This is a genomic window from Bradyrhizobium sp. LeoB3 (assembly GCF_055456055.1).
Genome location: NZ_JBVBEF010000001.1, coordinates 412,266 through 434,866 on the forward strand (window position 1 = coordinate 412,266; position 22,601 = coordinate 434,866).

Genomic DNA, 22,601 nt, shown 5'->3' on the forward strand with positions numbered 1-22,601 from the left:
CTCAAGTACGTGTAACTACACATAAAAGGAGATAGGTCATGGATCGAGAACTCGAGCTCCGCAAACGCCGCGGGACGCGCGTCTTGCTGGTTGTGCTGGCCATCTGGGGATTGGCGGTCGCCTTTGCCGCGGAGGCAGGATTCTATCGTGCCATTCCCCCGCTGTTTCTGGCTGCCATCATCGCGTTGGGGATTGTGGTGCCTATTATTATCTACGCAATGTCCGATGGCTTCCGTGCATACATCGAAGCCATCGGTCTACGATCGATAACGGCATTTCATATCTGGCGCATCGCGGCCGCGTTGGTTTTCTTCTGGTATGGGGCGCACAACCTCCTCCCGGAAGCCTTTGTTCGAAACGCGGGGTGGGGCGACCTCATCGCGGGGTTCTTGGCCCTCGGCGTTTTACTTCTGCCCGAGAGTCGCAACCGGTACTTGGCCTTCCACATCTTCGGCTTTGCTGATTTTGTCGTGGCGGTCGGTACGGGGCTGACCTTCTTCCTCCTCAACGACCCCCGCATGTCTGGCATCCAGACGCTGCCCATGGCGCTGATCCCGCTCTACGGCGTCGGCATCTCGGGTGCGAGCCACATCATGGCGTTTGACCTGCTGCGTCGTGGCTCAGGGAGGGAAGTGAAGCGCGCCGCTGTCCAGACATGAAACGTGTGCTCCGGAATCCACGAAGTCGTGAAAGGAAAAGAGATGACCAACTCAAATGTGAAGGCTCCGGCAGCGCAGGATCCGACTGCTGAGACGAGCTTCTTTAGATGGCTATGGCAAGGCATTCTGCGGTTTGATGAAGCACTGAACTTTGACCCATGCAGCGACGTTGCGCGTCGGATAACGGACCTTGAGAGGCATATCGAAGCTTCGAAGATCCCGAACAGAACGTCTTCGCCGCTGCGATAGCACGCGCGGTGCACACGATACTGCACAAGGCAGTCCAATCATCGCCAACTACAGGGAATTCATCATGACGTCTCAACGTGCTCGCGCGGCAGCCAGCCTGCTGCTCGGTCTCCTGCTTTCTGGAACGATGCTCTCAGGTGTGGGATTTGCTCAATCCAGTTCGCGATCTGCCGCGGCTGCCGGCGAGCCGGCGTCACCTTGGGACCAGCGTGTGAATCCCGCTGCCGTGCAAGCCGACGCCTGGTTTGACAACTATCAGTTCCGTGACGGGGAGACGCTGGCGCGCCTCAAGATTCATTATTCGACTCTGGGTACACCGCACCGCAACGCCAAGGGCGAGATCGACAATGCGGTCCTTGTTCTGCATTGGACCGGGGCAGACAGCCGCGCCCTGCTGAGCCCGACCTACACGAAGGCACTCTTCGATCCTGGTCGCGCGCTGGACGCGCAGCGTTACTATCTGATCTTTCCGGACAGTGTCGGTCATGGCCAATCCAGCAAGCCGAGCGACGGGTTGAAAACGAAATTCCCGAACTACGATTACAGCGACATCGTCGACCTCCAGCATAAGGTGGTGACGGAAACACTGGGCATCAAACATCTTCACGCCATTCTCGGCATGTCCATGGGTGGAATGAATGCCTGGCAATGGGCCGAGGCCTATCCCGACATGATGGACGGCGTGATGCCGGTGGTCTCGCTGCCGATCTCGGTTTCGGGCCGCAATCTCCTCTGGAGGCGCATGGTGATCGATGCGATCCGTGCCGATCCAGAATGGAAAAACGGGGACTATACGGAGACCCCGCGCGGTTGGATCATGGGGTACAACATTCTGCGCCTGATGATCGACAGCGCTCCCGCTCTTCAGCACGAAGTGCCTGACGGCCCCGCGGTCGATAAATTCCTGAGCGCCAACCGTCTCACAGCGGAGCATGTCGACGCAAACGATATTCTTTATTCGCTCAAATCATCATTCAGCTACGATCCTGAGCCTGACCTTTCCAAGATCAAGACGAAGCTCTTCGCACTCAATTTTTCCGACGACGAGTTCAATCCTGACAAACTGCAAGTTCTCGAAAAGTCGGTTCCGAAGCTCGAACGTGGCCGTTACGCAGTTCAAGCGGGAACCCCGTCATCGCCCGGTCACTTCACCATGACACGGCCCGACCTATGGGTCCAGCATGTCGCCGAGTTCATGCAGTGGCTTGGCGATACGCCTTCTCGGGCGAGCAACTAGAGCAATTTGCGGCCAAGCATCCTCGCGCGTCCGATCAGCCCACAAAACACGATGCCGGCAGCTATAGTGGCGTGACCGCTGAACATCACGAGGCCGAGGCTCCAGCCATGCCGAGCGACGAGAATGCCGAGCGCAAAAACCAGGGCGCACGAGCCGGCAATGCGATGGACATATGTCATGCTTGGCCGCAGGAGCCTGCCAAAGATATCGCGCTGCTGACGATTCGTGGCGAACGCCAGCGCGGTGAACCCTGTAAGGCACAGCGCAAAGGAAGGGAGATGACTCATCCTGCCGCCTCGCCGGACGCAACGGCGGTCGGAGCCTCGCGGCTCGTCTTGCGCCTGAACTGAGATCTGGTCTGCTGCCGAGCCGTGCGTATCGCCAGGACGGCATGGAGCGCAGCGAGCGCCCAGCACATGAGATCCACACCGGCAAAGACCCAGTCGCCTTCGGTGAGGCTGTGCCACAGCGGACGCTGCGTCGTCACTGCGTTGAGGAGCGGCAGGAGAAACAGCAGCGCCGATGCCGCCCATAATTGCTCGACCCAGGCTGACTTGGCGGGACGCACCAAGGCATGCAGCAGTGTCAGGGCCCAGACGATGAAGAACAGGTCGATCTCCCAGTTGGCGCGATCTTCCAACGGGTGTGGCAGCAGGCGGTTCGCCCAAAGGAATGCAGTCATTGCGATCGACAAGCCGGCGATGCACGCGATGTTCAGCCGCTCCACAAGGCGGAAGCCAAAATAGGGTCGATCCGGGTCAGGCAGCTTCTGTCGCCGCTTCACGGTCCACATCACGAGGCCCGTGCCCACCATGGCCGTACCCATGAAGCTCACGAGAAAATACAGCCACCGCGTGACGGTGTCGCTGAAGCGTCCCAAATGGAGCGCATAAAGGACGCCTCGGGTTTCGGCCGCAGCCCCCACATGCTCGCGGACCGCCAGCGGTTTGCCGGTGGCGCCTTCGAACTCCAGATATTGCGGACTCATGGAAACGCGGCCCGCTTCTCCTCGCGTCACAGCCACGCGCGCCGCCGCATCTCCGGGATGAACCGCATTGACGCGCCCCACATTCTCCCGGCCCCAGCGTTCTTGGGCCTGCCGAACCATGTCCTCGACCGATGCCAGTGGCACTTTCTGCCCGCTGGGTTTGCCGGGCTGGATGAAGGCACTGAGTTCGGCGTTGAGTTGCTGTTGCTCCGCCGGACTCTTGAACGCCACGCGCTCGCCCCACGGCATGTACAGCGCCATCAAGGTCACCAATCCAGTGTAGGTGATCATGAAATGGAACGGCAGCCCGAACACCGAAAAGGCGTTGTGAGCGTCCAGCCAGGAGCGCTGTCCTTTGCTCCAGCGGAAGGTGAAGAAATCGACGAAAATCTTCTTATGGGTGATGACGCCACTCACAATGGCCACGAGCATGAACATTGCGGCCGCACCTGCAAGCCACCTGCCCCATATCACTGGCATGTAGTGGAATTGGAAGTGGAAACGGTAGAAGAACTCACCGCCCAGCGTGCCGCGTGAGGTGACTTTCTGGCCGGTGGCGGGGTCGAAATTGGCTTCGTCAAAGGCACGGCCGCCCGGATTGCCTGTGGGTGTACGCCAGAAGGCGTAGACACTGTTATTGCGCGCGTCCGGCAGGCGCATGCTCCACTGCGAGGTTCCGGGCGCGATGTTGCCGAGTTCATCAGCAATTCGCTGCGCCACCACCGCCTGATCGGGAATCTGGGCTAGAGGCGGCAGCTCCGGTCGCATCCATTGCGACAGCTCGTCCTTGAAATAGGACGCTGTCCCTGTGAGGAACATGGCATAGAGAATCCAGCCGAGCAGAAGGCCAGCCCACGTATGCAGGCTGGACACACTTTGCCGGATGCCGCGGCCGGCAACTTGCACATCGTTGTCCGTCTTCACGCCTCGGCCCTTCGTCAGGAAACGGACCATGCCGCCAGCGACAGCGGCACCGCCACGACGATCAGGCCGGCCCAAGCCTTCAGCGCGCTGCGCACGGCAAAGACCCAGATCACGGCACCGGCGTAGATGGCAAAGCTCGCCAGCATGCCGGTGAGCACGGCCTGGGGCTTGCTCATGGGCAAAGCGAGCACGGCGACGCTGTTGAGCGCGGCCAGCGCATAGCCGCCGAACAGGGCGGCGACGATGCGCGAGATGAGCGGGCCCGTGGAGCGAAAGCGATGTATCAGGGCGTTCATTTGCCCGGAGTTGCCGGCGGGCCTGCAGGACTTGGTGTCAAGCCGTTGGCATTCACATAGGTCACGGTGGTGGCATAGCTCACGGCATCGTACTTCTCAGCGCCCTTCGTCCCCGTGCGCTCGCCGGGGCTGCGGTCGTTGAAGCTGACTTCAGCGACGTAAGTGCCTTTCCAAGGCATACTAAACGTTACAAGTCCCTGCTCGTCGGTGTGAGCTTCCTTGGACCAGCCAGATTCCGTTACCAGCGTCACCTTGGTCTTGGCTTTAGGTTGATTTTTGAAGAAGAGCTTGAACTGGCCTTCCTGACCTGTAGGCACGAGGTCCAGTACGAGCTTGGGCTGCTGCGCGGCAAAGCTGGTGATCAAGCGTGCGGCAGGATAGAACCAGTTCGTGACCTCTTTGTCTTGCTGCTTCCAAACATAGAGCGGGTAGCTCGCATCTTCCGCGACAATGCCGTCGCCGGGGGCCGTGGAAAATGGCAGCGTGAAGCCGTTTGCGGTCTTCGTGGCATCGGACTTTTGCTCGCCCTTGGTGGAGATGAGCGTACCGGACACCTTAGCGAACTTGTCGAGCAACCCCGGTGAGGTTTCACGAAGGTTCTCGCCGAACTCGCCAAAGCGAACGACGGCATTCTGCCCATCGGACTGCTCGATCCAGATCTGGTGCGCCTGCACGGGCGTTATCACGCCAAGCAGGGCGACTACTGCGATGAAGGGCTTTGTCATGACAAACACCTTAGAAATCGAATGAAGCAGATACGATGTAAGTCCGAGGCGACGCAACCGTTACGAATATACCGGTCGTGAGCCAGTAGTTCTCGCCGGTCACGTTTTCGATGTTGGCACGGATCGTGACAGGCCGACCGTCGATCGAAGTCACGTAACGCGCGCCGATGTCGACACGAGTCCAGTCGGGGAATCGCAGGAGATTGGCGCTGGTGAGATAGGCGCCCGACGTATAGATCACCCGCCCGTTGAGCGAGAGGCCCGGGACCCATGGAGTATCCCAGTCGAGGCTGGCGGAGAATGTCTTGTCCGGCACGCCCTGGGCGTCGTTGCCGCGCTCCAATGGATTGGTCGGGTTGGTCAGCTCCGGACGCAGGAAGGTTGCGCTGGCCATACCGCGCAGGCCAGGCAGCAACAGGCCATAAGCGGACAGCTCCACGCCGCGGTTGCGCTGTTCGCCGTCATAGGCCAGTGCGTTGGATGCGGTCCGGATCTGGCTGGGTCGTGTAATCTGGAACACCGCCGCAGTCGTTGTGATGGTGCCCCAGTCCACCTTGATACCAGCTTCCTGCTGCTTCGATTTGAATGGGGCAAGCACAGTACCGGTGTTGCTGTAGCCGGGACCGACGATGGTGCCCTGGCTCAGTCCTTCAGCGTAGTTCGCGTAGAGCGAAACATTATGCCAGGGCTTGACTACCACGCCGGCAAGCGGCGTCAGCGCTTCTGCTCCGTAGTTGCTTGTCGGGAGACCGGTAGTGGTGCTGAAAGCGTCCTGTTCCACTCTCTGGTGACGAGTACCGACGGTCACCAGCACCGCATCATTCAGGAGTGACATTGTGTCCGCGATCGCAACGCTCCTGAGCGTTATCTCGTTGGCTAACCGCGGCGGCGTGCGCGCGCCAGTGACCACAGGAAGGGGGGATGGGTTGTAGATATTCGATGGGACCGACTGAGCCGGCGTATTGGCAACGTAAGCGTTGCCGTTCTCCTGATAATAACCGGTGAAAGCGAGATTGATCGCATGACCGACCGGCCCTACTTGGAAACGTGACCGTATGCCTGCGTTGCCGCTCGTCGTCTTGCTGTAGGAGTCATAGTACGCGTTGATGAGCCTGAAATTGCCGAGAGCGTCTATGCCGCTAGGGAATCCCGTGACACGGGAATCAGGGAACGTCTGGTAGTTCTCGCCCTCACGATAGCCGATGCCCGCATAGGCCGTCAGCGATTCGGCCAGATCATATTCGAGGCCCGAGGCGATGGTGTTGTCGCGCTGACGGAGCATCGTGTCCGGGTACCAGTTGCTGCGCGCGTCGGGCGGGGCAGGAATGAAGGGCACACTACCCTGAATGGTCATCTGCGGACGGAAGTTCTTGGTGTCGTCGTTCTGCGAAATGGCATCGAGCGTCCAGCGCAGGCGCTCCCCGCGATAGTCGAGTGACAACGCACCGAGACCGGTCCGCCAGTTTCCGCCGTCGATCGAGGCCTCGCCATTGCGCCCCACCCCGTTGAACCGGACGCCCCATTCCTTGTTTTCACCAAAGCGTTGGCTGGTCTCCAGATGGAGACCGTAGTTGCCGGCGCTCATGAAAACCGGCGTCAAACGTGTGAAAGGTATCTCAAGGGCGCGTTTGCTGACGATGTTGACGCCGCCGCCGACGCTGCCGCCAGGAGCTATGCCGTTGATGAGCGCACCGGGCCCCTTGAGCAGTTCGATCCGCTCGATGATCTCGGCGGGCACGCGACTGGAAGACACCAGCCCGTAGAGACCGTTGAAGCCAACGTCACCTGAAGGAACGCTGAAGCCGCGGATCTGGAACGTGTCGTCGAATCCGTTGCTGCCTGTGGTGAGTCGTACCGAAGAGTCGTTGATCAGCGTATCCGCGGCCGTCCGCGCCTGCTGATTCTCGATCAGTTGCGACGTATAGTTGACGGTGCTGAACGGCACATTCATGACGTTCGTGCTTCCGAGCAGGCCGAGCGTTCCACCCTGTGCCAACTGGCCGCCAGCATAGGCTGGCGCTGGAGCTCCGATCGTCCGAGTCGATCCCATCGTGGTAACAGGCGCAGTCGGCGCAGGAGGCTGTTCGGTTCGCTGCCGGGATGCGACGCGAGCAGAGTGCTGAGCCGAACCGCGAGTCCGAACAGTGCGCGTCGCTCGCGCTCTTTGTTGGGGCGCATCGACGTGCACCGGAGGCAACACGTGCGGCTGCGCGCTCTGCGCCCTGCTCTGAGAAGAGCTCACACCGCTCAGGCATAACGTAACAACGCCCGTCGCCACGCCAACATACAAACGGTTCTTATAATTCTCGAAGTTGCTCAACAATCGCCCCCAGTTCGCTCAGTCGATGTCCGACTAGGAAATCGAAGGTGCGAAGGCAACGAAGGCGATTTAGAATCTATTGATGCATGCGCGTAAGAGTTTGTGAGTCCGATCTCTAACCACTCTGGTAAGCCAACACTGAAATCTCTCTAATAAGCGAACACTGACAACTCGTCGTCCGGCATTGCGACGCTTTGACGCGTGATGGAGTGGAGGTTGTGCTAGCCAACACGTGACGCCGCTTGATAGTCCGCTTTGCGAAGCTCGCTCGCGCACCATCGCGACGCAACACGTCGAACTCTGCCGTCAGCCAGCTCAGAGCTTCTTTGTGATTCCGAGGCCACGCCTTAGGCCGAGTCGGAAATTGAAGAGGCGCCCGAAGGCGCCTCCAATTCGCTGGAGTGATTGCGCCGCCTCTTTAGAACCGGTCGGCAACGCCCATGCCAGGATCGCTCACCGAACCGCGGCCGGTTTCCACATGGCCGGCGACGCGCCGATAGAAGCCGCTGCCCGAGTCGCTGGTGATGACGAAGTCATACCACAGGCCGGTGGTGCGCAGATTCCAGTACAGTTCACCGGGGTGGCCGGAAGCGGACACTTTGACATCCCACGACGTGCGCGGACCGCCGCCGAAGTCGGGTCCCGGGAAGAAGACCGGTGGATTGAATCCGAAGCCGGGGGCGCAGAAGTCGGGAGCCTGCCGGAAACCAGGCACCGGGCCGAAGCCCACGGGACGGACGCTCGGACGCGGACCGAAGCCCGGAGGCTCCGGCTGCATCGCGGCGGCCACCGAGGCACTCACGGCGAGCAGCGGTCCATAGATCTTGTTGGACTTCACCGTGAAGCGAAGGTGGCCGTTGCCGTCGTTGCGAAACTGCAGGTGCAGACCGCCGTCGTGGACGTTGTAGCCGACGAAGATTTCCGGGTTCGGCTCATTCTTGTGCCGCATCGTAGAGATGTCGCCTTTGAAGTGGCGGTGGAAGCCATTGGGGGCGAGCACCCACAGATCATAAAGGCCGTCGTCGCCAACCGCCCATTCGTCGTCCAGCATCTGGCCCGCCTCGACCGTGTAGCGCCGTGGAATGCGATCCAGGTGCATCTTGTCGTAGACGTGGAACACGGCGCCGGCGAAGCCGGTGTTGGCGAACAGCAGCCTCACCTTGCTCTTGCCGGCATCAACCTGCGCGCTGGCGTGCAGAATGTAGGGCAGCGCGCGCGAGAAGCGCACGCCGGTTTCCTGAAACAGCGGCTGCGGCGTCGTCGGCGCGGTGGGGGCCGGCAATGTCTTCTGGTGCGCATCCGATGCCTGCCAGTTGCTCTGGTCGGGCAGCTCCGGGAAGCGGGGATCGTTGGGGCTGGCGAAGTCGAAGGCCGTGGTGAGGTCGCCCGAAATGGCGCGGTGCCAGGGGCTGATGGAGTCGACCTTGATGCCGAAACGCTTCTCGAGGAAGCGGCCCACCGACGTGTGGTCGAAGACCTGCGAATTTACCCAGCCGCCCTTGCTCCACGGCGACACGACGTACATCGGCACGCGCGCACTGAGACCCCAGGGACGGATGTTGCCGCTGATGTCGTCGTCGCTGCTCAGCACGTTGCCGACCGTGTTGGAAAAGTATTCACCCGCGAGCGGCATCGTGGCCTTGCCCATCAGGTTGCCGTCGTTGTCATAGGACGGCACCGCTGGTGCCGGCAGGTGATCGAAGAAGCCGTCGTTCTCGTCGAAGGTCAGGAAGAAGACGGTCTGGCTCCAGACCTCGGGGTTGGCGGTCAGTGCTTCCAGCACCTGGTCGGTGAAATTGCCGGCGCGGGTCGGGCTGCCGCCGCCGGGATGCTCGGAGTTGGCCTGCGTCGGCAGGATCCACGATACCTGCGGAAGGTTGCCGCTCATCACATCGGCCTTCAGCCTGTCGAGATAATCCGGGCCACCGGTCAGGCCGTGCACATAATTGGGATCGCCCGGCTGGGCGTGGCGGAAGCTGGCGAACGCCAGGCAGCCGTGCATCGCGCCGGTCCAGTTGTCGTTCATGTCCTGGTAGACGTGCCAGCTTACGCCGGCGCGCTGCAGCAGGTCGGGGAGGGTGGGCCAGTTAAAGTCGCTGCCGACATAGCGATAGTTCGGCTGGGGCTGAGGCAGGCCGTCCACCCATTTGGAAGGGTTGGGCCAGCAGCGGTTGTTGTTGGGCTCGGAATCGTTCGTCGTGCAGTTGATGCCCTGCGCGCGCAGCGTGGGATTGAAGTTGGAACCCGACCAGAACACGATCCGGTTGGGATCGGTGCCGGTGGTGATGGAGGCGTGGTAGGCGTCGCACAGTGTGAAGGCCTCGGCCAGCGCGAACTGGAAGGGAATGTCGTCGCGGCCGAAATAGCCCATCGCGTACGGGGTCTTGTACTTGGCCCAGAAGCCCATCTTGCCCTGGTTCCACGCTGCCTGACTGTCGCCAAACGAATGCGGCGTGCCGTATCCGACCAGCGCGTTGCTGGTCGCGGAGTCGCGGTGATAGGGCGGGATCTCACGGGTGCCGTCGGACTGAAACCACACCGGCTTGCCGCTTTCGAGCGGAATAGGGAAGCGGTCGCCGAAGCCGCGCACGCCGCGCAGCGTACCGAAATAGTGGTCGAACGAGCGGTTCTCCTGCATCAGGATCACGATGTGCTTGACGTCCATGATCGTGCCGGTCCGGCGCCGCGCCGGAATGGCCAGCGCCCGGTTGATGCTGGTAAAGGCAGCCGCCGCCGTGGCGCCCGCCAGAAAGTCGCGACGTGTTGTCATTTCTTATCTACCTTTGGTTGAACAGTTGAAGAAACGAACGACGGCCTGCAGCGCAGGCTTGGCTCACTTTGCGGGCAAGCCGGTCGGCAATAGCAGTGCGACTTGACGTCGCTGTGAATAATTTATTTCTGATAGAATTTTTTGTGAGCTTTTCTCAGTGTAGAATGATTGAGCACCGAGAGAGGGGAGAACGGGCCGGAATGACCCATGGGCCATCCTCGTCGCCGGCTCATCCCGGCGGCCGACGAGAATTGAAGCTCTGCGCAAAGGGAATCGCGATAACCTTCCGCGATCCACCAAATGAATTCCCACGTTGTTCGCGAGGACGCGGGTGACACGCTCGAACTTCAATGCAGGGCCGTCCGTGAGCGGTATTCTATCCCGCGTTCGTGAATTGCAATCTGATCTCCCTCCAAAAGCCAGGCAAATCGCCGAGCTGATTATCGCGCAGCCGGAGTCCTTCATTCACATGTCGATCACCGAAGTTGCCGAGACATGTGGCGTGAGCGAAGGCACGATCGTTTCCTTTTGCGGCCGGGTGGGCGTTCGCGGGTTCCAGGAGCTCAAGATTCTTCTGGCGCGCGATCTGATCGAGCCGGTTCGTCTGATTCAGGAGGATCTGCATCGAGGCGATGATCCGGCGACCGTCACGGATCACATCTTTGCTGCTCACGCCGCTTCGCTCCACGAGACGCGCCGCCTGCTCTCAATGGAATCGCTGGCGAAGGCGGCGAGCTTGTTGAGGGAAGCGCAGCGGATCGAGATCTATGGCATAGGAAGTTCGGCGCCGATTGCGCAGGACCTCTCCTATCGCCTGCTGCAACTGGGGCTCGCGGCGAGCGCAGTCGTCGATTCTCATGTCCAGGCCGTCAGCGCGGGCATGACCGGCCCGGCGGTCACGACCGTTACGGTGTCTCACTCAGGCAGCACGGTCGAGACGGTGCTCGCGACCCGATTGGCGCGGGAAGCCGGCGCTCGGACAATCGGCATCACCCGGCTCGGCAAGTCGCCTCTGGCGGCCCATTGCGACGTTCTGCTCTATACCGTCGCCAATGAAACCAGATATCGGCCCGAGGCCATGAGCAGCCGCGTGGCTCAGCTCGCCATTATCGACACCTTGGTGAGCTGTTGCGCCCTGACCGACACCGAGCGCTCTGTGGACCGGCTTCAACACGCCGCGCGTATTCTTTCCGGGAAGCGCTTTTGACCGCACAGCTTGCGGCGGAGAGCCGCAACAGGATGGCTCCGACCCGAGCCGAAAATCTCCGCCCGAGATGCCTTTCGGAGGATGCCCCCACTTGGCTTTGATGTACAATTGATGCCGGTTGCCCACCACAGGAGGTAAGTCATGAAAAGCCTCTATGCTCTCGCGTCAGTTGGGTTCTGCGTAGCTTCGGCAGCCCTCACCATCACCTCGGCGTCGGCTTTTCCAAACGAGGACATCCCGAAAACCGAACCGGAGTACATCGCCAAGACAAAGACCGCCGCGCCGGCGTCGGTCGTGAATAACGCGACGATCACCATGCCGCAGCCGGATGGGTCTTCCAAGACCGTCCAAACCGGATCGAACGGTTTCACGTGCTTTATCGGCAATGACGGAACACCCGAATGCGATGACCAGAACGCCATGGAATGGCGCAAAGCTCTCCAGGCCAAACAGACCCCGCCGAACAAGATTGGCTTCATCTTCATGCTGGCCGGTGACACCGGCACGAGCAATCATGATTCCTCCGAACGGCACACGCACCAGCATTGGGTCCAGACCGGGCCGCATGTGATGATCGTCGGCGGCGCAGCGCACGAGATGCTCAGTCCGTATCCGCGCGATCTGGATGTCAAAGACCCGACGCAGCCTTATGTGATGTTCCCCGGCAAACCCAACGAGCACCTGATGATCCCGGTGGTCTCGCAAGAGCTTACGACGGGCAGCACGCGGTGACGCGCGTGAACTCCACCGCGCCTGCGAACAGCGGCACGGCGGCTGATTCCGTATGATCGCAATGGCGGATCTGTGCTGCCGCGTGATATTTCTTGGCGGTACAGCGCAAAGCCGGAACATTTCAACTCATGCCAGCCCGCATGGGGCCGGCATGAGTAGAAGTTCTCAAGCCTTGACCTTCCTGGCGGCAGGAACCGTCCATGTGCCGTTGATGATGGAGGGGTCCGTTTCCTGCGGCCAGTACATGCGCAGCATGAGTATGAAATCTCCCTCGGGAGCGGGCAGCCAGTTTGACTCCTTGTCTTGGCCCGGGGAGTCCTTTTGAATGTAGAGATCGACCGAGCCGTCCGCGTTTTCCTTCAGATCTTCACGGGCGCTGATCGAGTAGCGGTTGATCGGATTGTTCACGAAGAAGTAGCTGCTATCGTACATCGTGAGCGACCAGAATCCCTCCGCGGGAGGCAGGTGGCCTTTGGGAAACCGCATGACGTATTTGTTTGCGCCATTGTACTTACGGCCATCCGCATCCTTTTGTGAGGTCGGGTAGACTGCGTCCTGCGGACGATTGGCGCCGAGCCCGATCGCGGTCACCAGGGCCCGCATCAGATAGTCGGTCCCGTAGATGCCGGTTTTCGTTGTGAAGGCAAAGCCATTCTCATCCCTGATGGCTTTGTTGATCTTGAACTGAAGCATGATCCTGTCGAACGATACCTCCGGCAAGCGCTTCAGGAAGTCCGCCTTGAGCTTGCTCTCATCAAAATCCTGGCCGGGAACGATGCCGATCCGAGCAAATTTGGCCAGCTGAGGCGCGTCTGCTTCGCTTGGCGGATTGGTCTTCATAAGCTCGCACAGCAGCTTGAAATACGACACCGCGTCCATGCGATTGACCTGCTCGCGGACCGCGGTTTTCATGTCGACCGACGGATCGACCTTTCCCGCAGGTGGCGTGTACGGCTTGCCGTAAGCACTGAGCGGTACGAGCTTGCACTCATCCTGCAGCTTGTGGACGGCGGCGTAATCCTCCGGCGTGCCGGTGCAATAGATGCGGCCAAGCAACCACACGATACTGGTGGGCGATTTGCACTCCTTCACGCCGGCCGGCAGCGAACCTTTCCACCCGGGTCCGGTGATCGCGTAAGTCTGCGCCCCGGTGCCGGTGGTGCGCTTCCCTGGGACTTGAAACACCGTCGTCCAGCCGTCCAGCATCGGCATCAGGAAATAGCGCCCCTTCATGTCCGGGATGCTGAGGACCCACGGTTCTTTCCCGACGTCGAAGAAGGAGGTTGTGTAGAGGGTGTCCGCGTTCGGCGCCGTGACATCCCTGAACGAAGCGTCCGGATATTGGCGCAGCTTGATGATATGGCCCATCGGCCCTCGCGTTCCGACGGGTTCAGCAACATTGGTCATGACCCGGCGAGTCATCTCGATCGTCACCAACGGATAGCCGAAAATGTAGGCGTCGCTCGCGAGCCAGAAATCCTCCAGGCCTTGACCCACTCCCAGGAAAGAATCCTGGGCAAGGACCGACCGTGTGGCGGCCGCGCCTGCCAGCAGCCCCATTCCACCAAACGCAAGGGATCGGCGGGTGATATTCATCGCTATCTCCTTCCTGAAACGAATACAAATGACGGCTAGTGTTTTCAGATGTGACGCTCATGCCCTGTGGGGCGAGGCGGTCAGGATGAATTGCTGGCGGCAGCTACGATGCCGCCAGTCAGCGCAGCTCAATAGCAAGGCGGATAAGGATAATATCCGCACCGGGGCGCGTAGTATGGATAGGCCGCTCCGGCCACTGCGGCCGCTCCCGCAAAGGCCGCACCTCGGTAGAAAGCACCGCGCCAGGCCGTTCGGCGGGCGACGCCCGCAAAGGACAGCGGAGTGAAGGGGCGGCCGATGATGTCGATAAAAACTGATGCCGGCCCATCAGCTCCCACAAGATCGCCTTCGAGAATATCGACATCGAAAGTCAGCTTGTCGTCCTCGAGCTTGGGCGATTTCAGTACGACGACGGCGTCGATCACCGACGATCCGTCTTTCTTGAAACCGGACACCGTCGCGTTTGGAGGATCTTTGGCGAAGTTGTCGCTGCCGTTGCCCCAATCCTCAACAATTCGCGTCGTGAGATCGTGACCGGCCGCCCGAACAGGTCGATCGGCAAACACGATGGCATTCGGTGAAATTCCCGTCAGCACAAGCTTGCCGTCCTTCAAGCTCGCACCGCGCGAGTTGAGGACGAAGAGCGATGGCACGACTTCCGGCTTTGCCTGGCCGATGGATTTCTCAAGCGGAAATATGCGGCTTACGTTCGGGGGCCGTTTGAGCAGAAAGTCCTTGGGGGCAGATCAGCAATCCGCCGACGCAAAATGCGATTAAAGCAGCACGCAGTGTCACGGCAATTTTCTCCCTGGAAAGAGGACTATTTTCCCTTCGGCCGGCTCCTATGGCTTTCAAAAATCGTCTGGCGCATCTTCTTCTGCGCATTCTAGAAAGTGGCTCCGCAGCAGCCGGGCAATCGGCAAGCAGCTTCCAATTTGGCAAGCAGCTTCGCTAAGCATTTCGCGCCAATTCAGATCGCAAGTCTTGCCATTTCGCGCCAATCGGCCGGATCAGTTCAGCAGTCAATCGGACAAATTCTTCTGCGATTGGCGTGCCGCTCCTGCTTACGCGCAAGTTGCTGCTGTCTGTAGACAACGGGTTGAACTTTCATCAAACGCACGAAACTGCGGCTGAAGCTGCTTGCATTCGTATAGCCGAGGAATCTCGCGATATCGGACAGGCGCACGCTTGAGTCCACGAGCAAGCGGCACGCGATCCTCAAGCGAACTTCCGCAAGCATTGCGCTGTGGCTCGTGCCCATGCGACCGAGATGGCGCTGCAAGGTGCGCGTGCTGATTTTGCAGGCGCGAGCTGTGCCATCGAGAGTTGCGTCACCGTGTCGCAGCGACGCGATAATGGCCGCGCGGACCGCCCGAGATGAAGGCAAACGGACAGCTCTCATCGGTTTGTGTGAGGCGTGAAGCCCACGGTCCCTCTGAAGAGAACCGATGCTTTGAGGCTACACGCATTCTCAGGACCAATCTGGCCACCAGCCGCCAAAATGTTCGTCAAGTGGAATTATTTGTTGCTCGCCATGCCTGCACGACCTGACAATCGATAAGGCAAGACAGTTGCAAGCCTGCTAGTCTGCTACCGCGGCAGACTTCTTGGGCAGGTAGTGATGACCGTTATTCCATTGACCCGTTGCCAATTTCTAATGCCATTTGCTGAAATTCATTCAGAGATCGGCGGACCCACCGCGGCGCTTCTCGCCAAATTCCGGCTTCCTACGTCTTTGGAGGAAAAAGCGGATCATTACGTGCCGCTGCTGCCGGCCGTTCGCTTTGCGGCGGCCGCCCAGGAAAAGCAGGGGCTGTCGGAGATCGCCTTTCGCGCAGCCCAGAGGCTCTCATTCGATCATCTAAGCGATGCCATGCGAGTTCGAATCCGGCATTCGCCAACTCTGTTGGTTGCTCTTCAGCAGATGTGCAAGTGGGCGCCGGTCGAAGATACAAATCTGCGTCTATGGCTGGAGCCGTACGACGAAAGCGTGAAAATTTGCAGCAAGCTCATTGGAACGGAAGGTATTTCCCATCTTGAGGTGTCCCAATGGCTTCAGAACATATTCGTCCTGCACATCGTCCGTCAGTTCGCGGGCGCGTGCTGGACTCCCGGAGTGATCGCGTTCGAAGCTGATTATACACCGAGCAGAGAGGTTCAATCGCATTGGCCGGATACGCGCTTCATGTCAGGTCAGAAAGCCTCATGGATCGAAGTGCCGCTGCAGTTCTTGAGCTATCCCAATCGCGCAGTTGTTGTCCGGTCTCATTTGCCCGAGACAGAGCGGCAGCCTTTCGGCGGCGACGTCGTCGGCATTCTCAAGTTGACTTTACCATCGTATCTTGACGAGGGAGGCCCGGCGATCGTGCAGGCTGCCGAGATGGTTGGACTGAGCGTCAGGAGTCTGCAGAGGAAGCTCGCGCTGGCCGGGCTGACATACTCGGGCCTGCTTGAGCAGGTCCGCTTCAACAATGCGATGCAGCTTCTAAGCGATACTGAGAACAAGATCATCGACGTAGCATTCTCATCGGGATATGCAGACCCTGCCCACTTTGCTCGCGCTTTCCGACGGATTTCCGGATTCACCCCGCGACAGTTTCGGGAAAGGTCGAGGAGCGGACGGGCGGAGATCGACCTTCGCGCCTCCCAACTTGATGATCATCGTCTCTAGAGAAGATTTACGCCTTGGACGCTCCTCGATGTAGCGGCGTGGAATTGTCGGCTTTCCGGCTGATGTTGAAAGCTGGACTGCACGCGACATTGATCCTCGCCGCTGGGACAGCCTTTGGCGCAAATGATGATGACGGCGCTATCAGCGCATCGATACCGGCGGTCTATCTTGATCTGAGGACAAGCTACGCGCAGGTGCCGACAGGATCGCTCGCATTTGGCTTTGGACATCCAACTCTATTCGATGCGTTGCGAACGCTCGCAACGCCGAACCGCGCGGCGTTTCCGACCGGCCTGCCAGCAGCAAAATCGCTCAACGTGGATTTTCCGTTGACGGTCGATGTCACCGACAGTGTCTCGCTATACGGAGGCGTCTCCGGCAGTTCGACGGAGTTCGGAGGCAGCGGGTGGTCGTCCTTTCAAGTCACAAGCTGGAACGTCGGCTTCCAGGCGGATCTCTACCAGCAGAACGGCGGGACCTTTCCGACCGTGACGCTGCAATCGACGATCACACAATCGATCCCCAATGGTCCGCTGGCCACAACGTCCTTCAACAACATTCTCGAATTCGACTATGCACTTGATTCCGATGAGACCAAAGGCTTCCTCGCCGGTTTCCAGGACACGCGCACTGACGCCGGGACGACGCTCGTGAAGATCAACCCGAACACGATCGCCTATGTCGGCGGCTACTATCAATGGTCCAATAATTGGAAATTCACTGGCCGTGTGGGCGTGCAGTCCTTCGAAGGGGCGCAGCTTCTAACTCTTGCGCCCATTCAGCCGTTCACGCAACCGATCATGCGGCTCGATCTCGATCGCATGGACGATAACGACAATCGGCTGTTTGGCATCACCGCCGAAATCATGTGGGTGCCCAAGCCCGCCTATCAACTGACGGTCAGGACGCCCCTGTACGCAGTCCGTAATTAGCCGGCGCTGCTGGCGCGAGCCGACAAGGACCAAAAATACCCTATGTCTGCTTTCGACGCCAATGTCCGCGCGGTCTTCCTGTGCCCGCGCTACCAGCTGCCGGTCATGTTGGCGCGAGGCGCGGGCCGGATCGTCCTGCGGCAATTCTCAGCGCTCCCGCAATGACAGGATGATTTTGCCATCACCATTGTGAGTTGGACGGAATAATCCATGATCCGGATCAATTCGGATCGCGATAACGGTGGGAGCCGAGCCTGGCTCGGGGAGCCGACGTGATTACGGCTGGAACTGTTGTTCGGCTTTGGGCCGGGTCGTATGCGCCCATTTTGGCATCTATGCGTCTTGTCTGCTTGCAGGGCAAACTCGGAAATGCCGGTTGTCCGATCTGCGGCCGGCTGGGATAAGCTGTCATCGTCCACACGGAAAGGTGCGCATTGGTCTCTGCAAGCGAACTGGAGGCTGCTCTGGATTTTCTCCGGGCTCGGGCTGCCGGATCTGCCGAGGGCATTTTTGGTCCGGACTCGATGACCTGGAGGATCGATAGAGAAGCGGTCATCTTTTTGGGCGCCGGTCGTGCCTTGCTCCTTCAACTGGCGCATCCCTGGATCGCGGCCGCTGTGGCGGAGCACTCGCGGACCTTTGCGGATCCGATCGGTCGTTTTCATCGAACCTTTGACGTTATGTTTACGATGGTGTTCGGCTCGCTCGATACGGCTCTTGCTGCTGCGCGGCATCTCCACCGCCGCCATGCCACGATCGTCGGCCGCTTGCCCGAGGCGATCGGTCCCTTCGAGCGTGGCTCACTCTATCGCGCCAATGAGATCGCAGCGTTGCTGTGGGTTCACGCGACCCTCGTCGAGACCGCTCTCATGGTGCACGACATGATCTTGCCTCCGCTCTCGGTTGAAGAGCGCGAGCGATATTGGGCCGAAAGCCGGCTCTTTGGGGCGTTGTTCGGGCTGAAGCCGACTGACTTGCCTGCGGATTGGCAATCGTTTGTCGCCTACAACCGGGCCATGATGCAATCGGACACATTGTCGGTTACCGACACCGCCCGCGACGTGGCTGGACAGATCTTCGCTGGCGGTCGTCCATGGTTGCGCGTACCGCGATGGTATCAAGCCCTAAGCGCCGAGCTGCTGCCTGACCGCATTCGCATGGGCTTCGGATTTGCGTTTGACGAACGGGACAGGAAAGCCGCGGAACGTGCGCTCGCACGCATCCAACGCGTATACTCGGCAATACCAACCCGGCTTCGCTACGTCGGCCCTTACCACGAAGCTCAAGCGCGACTAAAAGGAAGACCCCGGCTCGACTGGACAACCCGCTGCCTTAACAGGGTTTGGATCGGACGGCCTCAGCTAGGTGATCGCCGGAACATTTGAAGCTCCCGTGCTCTCTGTCCCGTGTATGAACGCTTGTATCTCCAGCTTAAGACGGAGGATTCCTGGCTTCCTGAGAGGGACAGCGTAGCCCGGATTGCGCTTCGCTCCATCCGGGTTACGGGCTGCTATCCCTTCTGCGTGTAGAGCAGCGGCACCGCGGAATCCACGACCACCTCGACAAGACTCGTGCCGTCATGTGTAAGCCCACGCTTCAGCGCGCTTGGAAGCTCGGCGGCCTTCGTCACGCGTACGGCGTGGCAGCCCATGCCTTCTGCGATCTTGACGAAATCGATATCGGGCAATTCCAGCCCCGGCACGTTGCGCACCTGCATCACCTGGCTGAACGAGCGCATCGCGCCGTAGCCTGAATTGTTGATCACCACCGCCGTCATCGGCAGCTTGCGTTGCGCTGCGGTCCACAGCGCCTGGATCGAATACATCGCCGAGCCGTCGCCGATCAGGCAGACGATGCGACAACCGGTGCGGCCGAGCGCCATGCCGACCGCGGCTGGCAGGCTGTAGCCGAGGCCGCCGCTCGCCATGGTGTAGAAACTGTCCTGCCCGCGCATCGGCATGAACTTCTGCATCGCCAGGCGGTGCGAGGGGGCCTCTTCCACCAGCACGTCATGCGGCCCCATCGCGGCGACAAGCGAATGCATCAGGAACTCGGCGGGAATCGGATCGCCGGGTGCGGGTACAGGCGACAGCGCGCGGCCCGCGGGCACGGCTCGCCTGGTTTCGGGTAACAGTTCGAGCAGTGTCGCAAGCGACGGCTTCATCGTGCCGATGATGCTGTTGCCGACTGGCGTGAACGACGCAGCGTTTGGATCGTCGGTGATCTGGAACAGCGCGGTTGCGCCATCGAAGATCGAAGCGTGGCCCTCGACGTGAAAGGTGAACACCGGCGCGCCGATCACGACGACCAAGTCGTGCCCGCGCAGCGCCTCCGAGAGTTGCCCCGGGGAAGCGTGCAGGAAGCCGGCGAACTGCGGATGCCGCTCGGGGAATGAGCAGCGCGCCGAGAACGGGCTCGCCCACACCAATGCTTTGGTCTTCTCCGCGACCTCAATCATGAGATCGACGGCCTGCGCGCGGTCGACGGCGGGGCCGACGACGAGGGCAGGGTGCTTGCTGTCGGCGAGCGCGGCGACCAGCGCCTTCATCGCCGCCGGATCGGGCCCGATCTCGCGGCTGATCTGGCGCGCCTCGACCGGCTGCGTCGGCCGGTTCCAGTCGTCGACCGGCACCGAGACGAAGGTCGGCCCGCAGGGCGGCTGCATCGCGATGTAATAGGCGCGTGCTATCGCGCCGGGCACGTCCTCAGGCCGCGCCGGCTCGACGGCCCATTTCACATAGGGCTGCGGGAATTCGGTGGCGCGCTCGGCATAAAGAAATGGCTGCAATGGCAGGATCGAGCGCGCCTGCTGGCCTGCGGTGATCACCAGCGGCGTCTGGTTGCGGTAGGCGTTGAAGACATTGCCGAGCGCGTGCCCGACGCCGGCCGCCGAATGCAGATTGACGAAGCCGGCGTTGCGCGTCGCCTGCGCATAGCCGTCGGCCATCCCGACGACAGAGGATTCCTGCAGTCCCAGCACATAGTCGATGTCATCGGGCCAGTCGCTCAGGAACGGCAATTCGGTCGAGCCGGGATTGCCGAACACCTTTTTGATGCCGAAGGCACGGAGCAGTCCGAACGTCGCGTCCTTGACCGTGACGGCTTTGCTGTTGGCGGCGGCGGGCTTGCGGGACGACATCAAGCGATTCTCCCCAGTTTATTTTTTCGTCATTGCGAGCCACCGGGTCGGCGCGTAGCGTCGCCCGATGACAGGCTCCGCGAAGCAATCCATCTCGCCGCTTGCGGAGATATGGATTGCTTCGTCGCTTCGCTCCTCGCAATGACGGCCTAGGAGCGACCGCTAGTCAAGCCCTACCACGTCGCCGTGCCCTTCATCGTCGGCTGCCCCTCAGAATTCGCGGTCCACAGCTTCAGGCCTTCGCCATTCTCATTGGCATTGACGGAGAACTCGCTGCCCTCGAACAGCGGCTGCACGCCCCGATAGACGAACTTCTTCGGCGGCTTTCCGCCATGAAGCTTGGCCGCTAGCTCGATGATGAACGCGGCTTGCAGCGGCCCGTGGAAGATCAGGCCGGGATAGCCCTCCACCTTGGTGACGTAGTCGCGATCGTAATGGATGCGATGGCCGTTGAAGGTCAGTGCCGAATAGCGGAACAGCAGCACCGGATCGGCCATGTGTGTCTCGCGGTGCTTTGCAACCGGCGGCGGGGGCGGAGCCTTCGCTGATGTGGCCGCTGGCGTGCTCGTCATCTCGCGATAGACGATATCCTGCCGCTCGCGGATCGCGAGCCCGCGCGGCGTCGTCACCTCGTGATGGACGGAGACGAAGCACAGCGTGCCGGTCGAGCCGCTCTTCAAGCTCACGTCGGAGATGCGCGAGACGCGCTTCGGCTCGTCGCCGACGCGCAGCGGGTCGAGGAATTCGAGCTCGCCGCCGGCCCACATCCGGCGCGGCAGCGGCACCGGCGGCAGGAAGCCGCCGCGGGTCGGGTGGCCGTCGGGACCGAGCTGCGACATCGGAAACACCGGCTGCGCCAGGCACCAATGCACCGTGAACGGCGCGGCATCGCCCACCTTGGGCTCGCCGATCTCCTGGAACAGCGTCGCGCGCAGGCCCTTGACGAGCTGCGCCGTGACGGTGTCGGAGGCTTCACTGGTGCGGCCGATCCATTGCCTGAGATGATCGAGGTCGAGTTGTTCGCTCATGATGATTTGGCCTGGGCACGAGAGGACTTTGCGGCGCTGGTCTGCTCGCCGATCGCCGGCACCGCGCCGTAGTGGCGCGGTTCGCCGACGACAATCGCAGCCGGTGCCGGATAGGCGACGCGGCCGTTCGGCGTGTCGACCTCGATCCGGCGCAGATGCGGATGATGGGCGAGGTCGTCCATGGTGTTGACCTCGGCGAAAGCGATGTCGGCATCGGCCAATTTCTGCAGCAGCTCGTCGCGCGTCAGCTTGGCGAAGGCATCGCCGACGGTCTGGTCGGTCAGCGCGCGGTTGCGCACGCGCTCGACCATATTGGCGAAGCGCGGATCCTTCGGTAGCTCCGGCTGGCCCAGCACTTCGGCGCACAGCTTCTTCCATTCCCGTTCGCTCTGGATCGAGATCAGGATCTCCTTGCCGTCCCTGGAGCGGAACACGCCGTAGGGCGCGATCGAGGGGTGGGCGAGGCCCATGCGCTTCGGCGGCTTGCCGTCCTCGGCATTGAGCAGCGGCACCGTCAGCCAGTCCGCCATCACGTCGAACATGGAGATGCGGATGTCGGCCCCCTTGCCGCTGCGCCCGCGCGCGATCAGCGCTTCCAGAATCGCCGCATGCGCCGTCGCGCCGGTCGCAACGTCCACGATCGACATACCGACGCGCGAGGCGCCCTCCGGTCCGCCGGTGATCGAGGCGAGTCCGCTCTCGGCCTGGATCAGGAGATCATAGGCCTTGCGATTGGCATACGGCCCTTCGTCGCCATAGCCCGTGATGGTGCAGCAGATCAGCTTCGGATAATCCTTGCGCAGCCGCGCGAGCGAGAAGCCGAGCTTGTCCATCGAGCCCGGCTTCAAATTCTGCAACAGCACGTCGGCGCCCGCGATGAGCTCTTCCAGCGCGCTGCGGCCTTCCTTGGTCGCCAGATCGACCACGACCGAATCCTTGCCGCGGTTGAGCCAGACGAAATAGCTGCTCTGGCCCTTGGCGGCGGCGTCATAGCCGCGGGCGAAATCGCCCTCGGGCCGTTCGATCTTGATCACATGCGCGCCGGCATCGGCGAGGCGCGACGAGCAGAACGGCGCAGCCACCGCCTGCTCCACGGCGATGACGGTCAGTCCCTCGAGCGGCAGCATG

At 61.0% G+C, this 22,601-nt stretch carries 20 protein-coding genes; 8 read left to right on the plus strand and 12 right to left on the minus strand.

All coding sequences use genetic code 11. From position 1 onward, the window contains the following. Positions 1–38: 38 nt before the first annotated feature. Both ACZXDY_RS01795 and ACZXDY_RS01800 read left to right on the plus strand, forming a co-directional pair. Complete coding sequence (locus ACZXDY_RS01795) at positions 39–659, plus strand: permease (RefSeq protein WP_130227268.1); 621 nt, start codon at positions 39–41, stop codon at positions 657–659. 313 nt (positions 660–972) lie between these two features. Continuing rightward, positions 973–2,145: an alpha/beta fold hydrolase gene (locus tag ACZXDY_RS01800; protein ID WP_464344217.1), complete on the plus strand. Its 1,173-nt coding sequence runs from the start codon at positions 973–975 to the stop codon at positions 2,143–2,145. Here the strand turns inward: ACZXDY_RS01800 and ACZXDY_RS01805 are convergent. The 6 genes from ACZXDY_RS01805 to ACZXDY_RS01830 form a co-directional block, all read right to left on the minus strand. Continuing rightward, positions 2,142–2,432 (minus strand): DUF3325 domain-containing protein, encoded by a 291-nt coding sequence (locus tag ACZXDY_RS01805; protein WP_464344218.1) that lies wholly within the window; start codon positions 2,430–2,432, stop codon positions 2,142–2,144. The genes ACZXDY_RS01800 and ACZXDY_RS01805 overlap by 4 nt on opposite strands. Next, entirely contained in the window at positions 2,429–4,057 is a 1,629-nt protein-coding gene (locus ACZXDY_RS01810; RefSeq protein WP_464344219.1) for a PepSY-associated TM helix domain-containing protein, read from the minus strand. Before ACZXDY_RS01810 ends, ACZXDY_RS01805 begins: the two co-directional genes overlap by 4 nt. Positions 4,058–4,071: 14 nt before the next feature. Beyond that, positions 4,072–4,353 carry a DUF3649 domain-containing protein gene (locus ACZXDY_RS01815; protein ID WP_028161756.1) on the minus strand — a complete coding sequence of 94 codons (282 nt, stop codon included), beginning with the start codon at positions 4,351–4,353 and terminating at the stop codon, positions 4,072–4,074. Further along, positions 4,350–5,078, minus strand: a complete 729-nt coding sequence (locus ACZXDY_RS01820) for a cobalt ABC transporter substrate-binding protein (RefSeq protein ID WP_464344220.1) — start codon at positions 5,076–5,078, stop codon at positions 4,350–4,352. The genes ACZXDY_RS01815 and ACZXDY_RS01820 overlap by 4 nt, the downstream gene beginning before the upstream one ends. Positions 5,079–5,088: 10 nt before the next feature. Further along, on the minus strand, positions 5,089–7,398 hold the full coding sequence (locus ACZXDY_RS01825; protein WP_464344221.1) for a TonB-dependent receptor: 2,310 nt from the start codon (positions 7,396–7,398) through the stop codon (positions 5,089–5,091). A 418-nt stretch (positions 7,399–7,816) separates the two neighbouring features. Further along, a complete protein-coding gene (locus tag ACZXDY_RS01830) occupies positions 7,817–10,147 on the minus strand; it encodes a phosphocholine-specific phospholipase C (RefSeq protein WP_464344397.1) in 2,331 nt (776 codons plus the stop codon). Between ACZXDY_RS01830 and ACZXDY_RS01835 the strand changes: the two genes are divergently transcribed. The 3 genes from ACZXDY_RS01835 to ACZXDY_RS01845 all read left to right on the plus strand — a co-directional run bounded on the left by ACZXDY_RS01835 (position 10,053) and on the right by ACZXDY_RS01845 (position 12,107). Continuing rightward, positions 10,053–10,274, plus strand: a complete 222-nt coding sequence (locus ACZXDY_RS01835) for a hypothetical protein (RefSeq protein ID WP_464344402.1) — start codon at positions 10,053–10,055, stop codon at positions 10,272–10,274. The two genes, ACZXDY_RS01830 and ACZXDY_RS01835, sit on opposite strands and share 95 nt — an antisense overlap. Before the next feature lie 258 nt (positions 10,275–10,532). Next, positions 10,533–11,375, plus strand: a complete 843-nt coding sequence (locus ACZXDY_RS01840) for a MurR/RpiR family transcriptional regulator (protein ID WP_464344222.1) — start codon at positions 10,533–10,535, stop codon at positions 11,373–11,375. Between the two features lie 141 nt (positions 11,376–11,516). Beyond that, positions 11,517–12,107 (plus strand): hypothetical protein, encoded by a 591-nt coding sequence (locus ACZXDY_RS01845; RefSeq protein ID WP_464344223.1) that lies wholly within the window; start codon positions 11,517–11,519, stop codon positions 12,105–12,107. 165 nt (positions 12,108–12,272) lie between these two features. On the opposite strand, the gene ACZXDY_RS01850 is transcribed toward ACZXDY_RS01845, so the two are convergent. The 3 genes from ACZXDY_RS01850 to ACZXDY_RS01860 form a co-directional block, all read right to left on the minus strand. Then, positions 12,273–13,703, minus strand: a complete 1,431-nt coding sequence (locus ACZXDY_RS01850) for a DUF1254 domain-containing protein (RefSeq protein WP_464344224.1) — start codon at positions 13,701–13,703, stop codon at positions 12,273–12,275. Positions 13,704–13,831: 128 nt separating this feature from the next. Beyond that, positions 13,832–14,356, minus strand: coding sequence for a hypothetical protein (locus ACZXDY_RS01855; protein WP_028161762.1), 525 nt, complete (start codon positions 14,354–14,356; stop codon positions 13,832–13,834). A gap of 362 nt (positions 14,357–14,718) precedes the next feature. Next, complete coding sequence (locus tag ACZXDY_RS01860) at positions 14,719–15,105, minus strand: helix-turn-helix domain-containing protein (RefSeq protein WP_080663530.1); 387 nt, start codon at positions 15,103–15,105, stop codon at positions 14,719–14,721. A gap of 219 nt (positions 15,106–15,324) precedes the next feature. Here ACZXDY_RS01860 and ACZXDY_RS01865 point away from each other — a divergent pair, with 219 nt between their 5' ends. The 3 genes from ACZXDY_RS01865 (at position 15,325) to ACZXDY_RS01875 (ending at position 18,691) form a co-directional block, all read left to right on the plus strand. Further along, a complete protein-coding gene (locus ACZXDY_RS01865) occupies positions 15,325–16,374 on the plus strand; it encodes an AraC family transcriptional regulator (protein ID WP_464344225.1) in 1,050 nt (349 codons plus the stop codon). A 62-nt stretch (positions 16,375–16,436) separates the two neighbouring features. After that, positions 16,437–17,306, plus strand: a complete 870-nt coding sequence (locus tag ACZXDY_RS01870) for a hypothetical protein (RefSeq protein WP_464344226.1) — start codon at positions 16,437–16,439, stop codon at positions 17,304–17,306. A gap of 434 nt (positions 17,307–17,740) precedes the next feature. Next, positions 17,741–18,691, plus strand: coding sequence for an oxygenase MpaB family protein (locus tag ACZXDY_RS01875; RefSeq protein ID WP_464344227.1), 951 nt, complete (start codon positions 17,741–17,743; stop codon positions 18,689–18,691). Positions 18,692–18,816: 125 nt separating this feature from the next. Here ACZXDY_RS01875 and mdlC read toward each other — a convergent pair whose 3' ends face one another. The 3 genes from mdlC to ACZXDY_RS01890 all read right to left on the minus strand — a co-directional run bounded on the left by mdlC (position 18,817) and on the right by ACZXDY_RS01890 (position 22,600). Beyond that, the gene (gene mdlC, locus ACZXDY_RS01880) at positions 18,817–20,445 is read right to left on the minus strand and encodes a benzoylformate decarboxylase (protein WP_464344228.1); all 1,629 of its coding nucleotides are present in this window, start codon (positions 20,443–20,445) and stop codon (positions 18,817–18,819) included. A gap of 173 nt (positions 20,446–20,618) precedes the next feature. After that, positions 20,619–21,473 (minus strand): HTD2 family dehydratase, encoded by an 855-nt coding sequence (locus tag ACZXDY_RS01885; protein WP_464344229.1) that lies wholly within the window; start codon positions 21,471–21,473, stop codon positions 20,619–20,621. Then, entirely contained in the window at positions 21,470–22,600 is a 1,131-nt protein-coding gene (locus tag ACZXDY_RS01890) for a CaiB/BaiF CoA transferase family protein (protein ID WP_464344230.1), read from the minus strand. The genes ACZXDY_RS01885 and ACZXDY_RS01890 overlap by 4 nt, the downstream gene beginning before the upstream one ends. Position 22,601 lies beyond the last annotated feature (1 nt).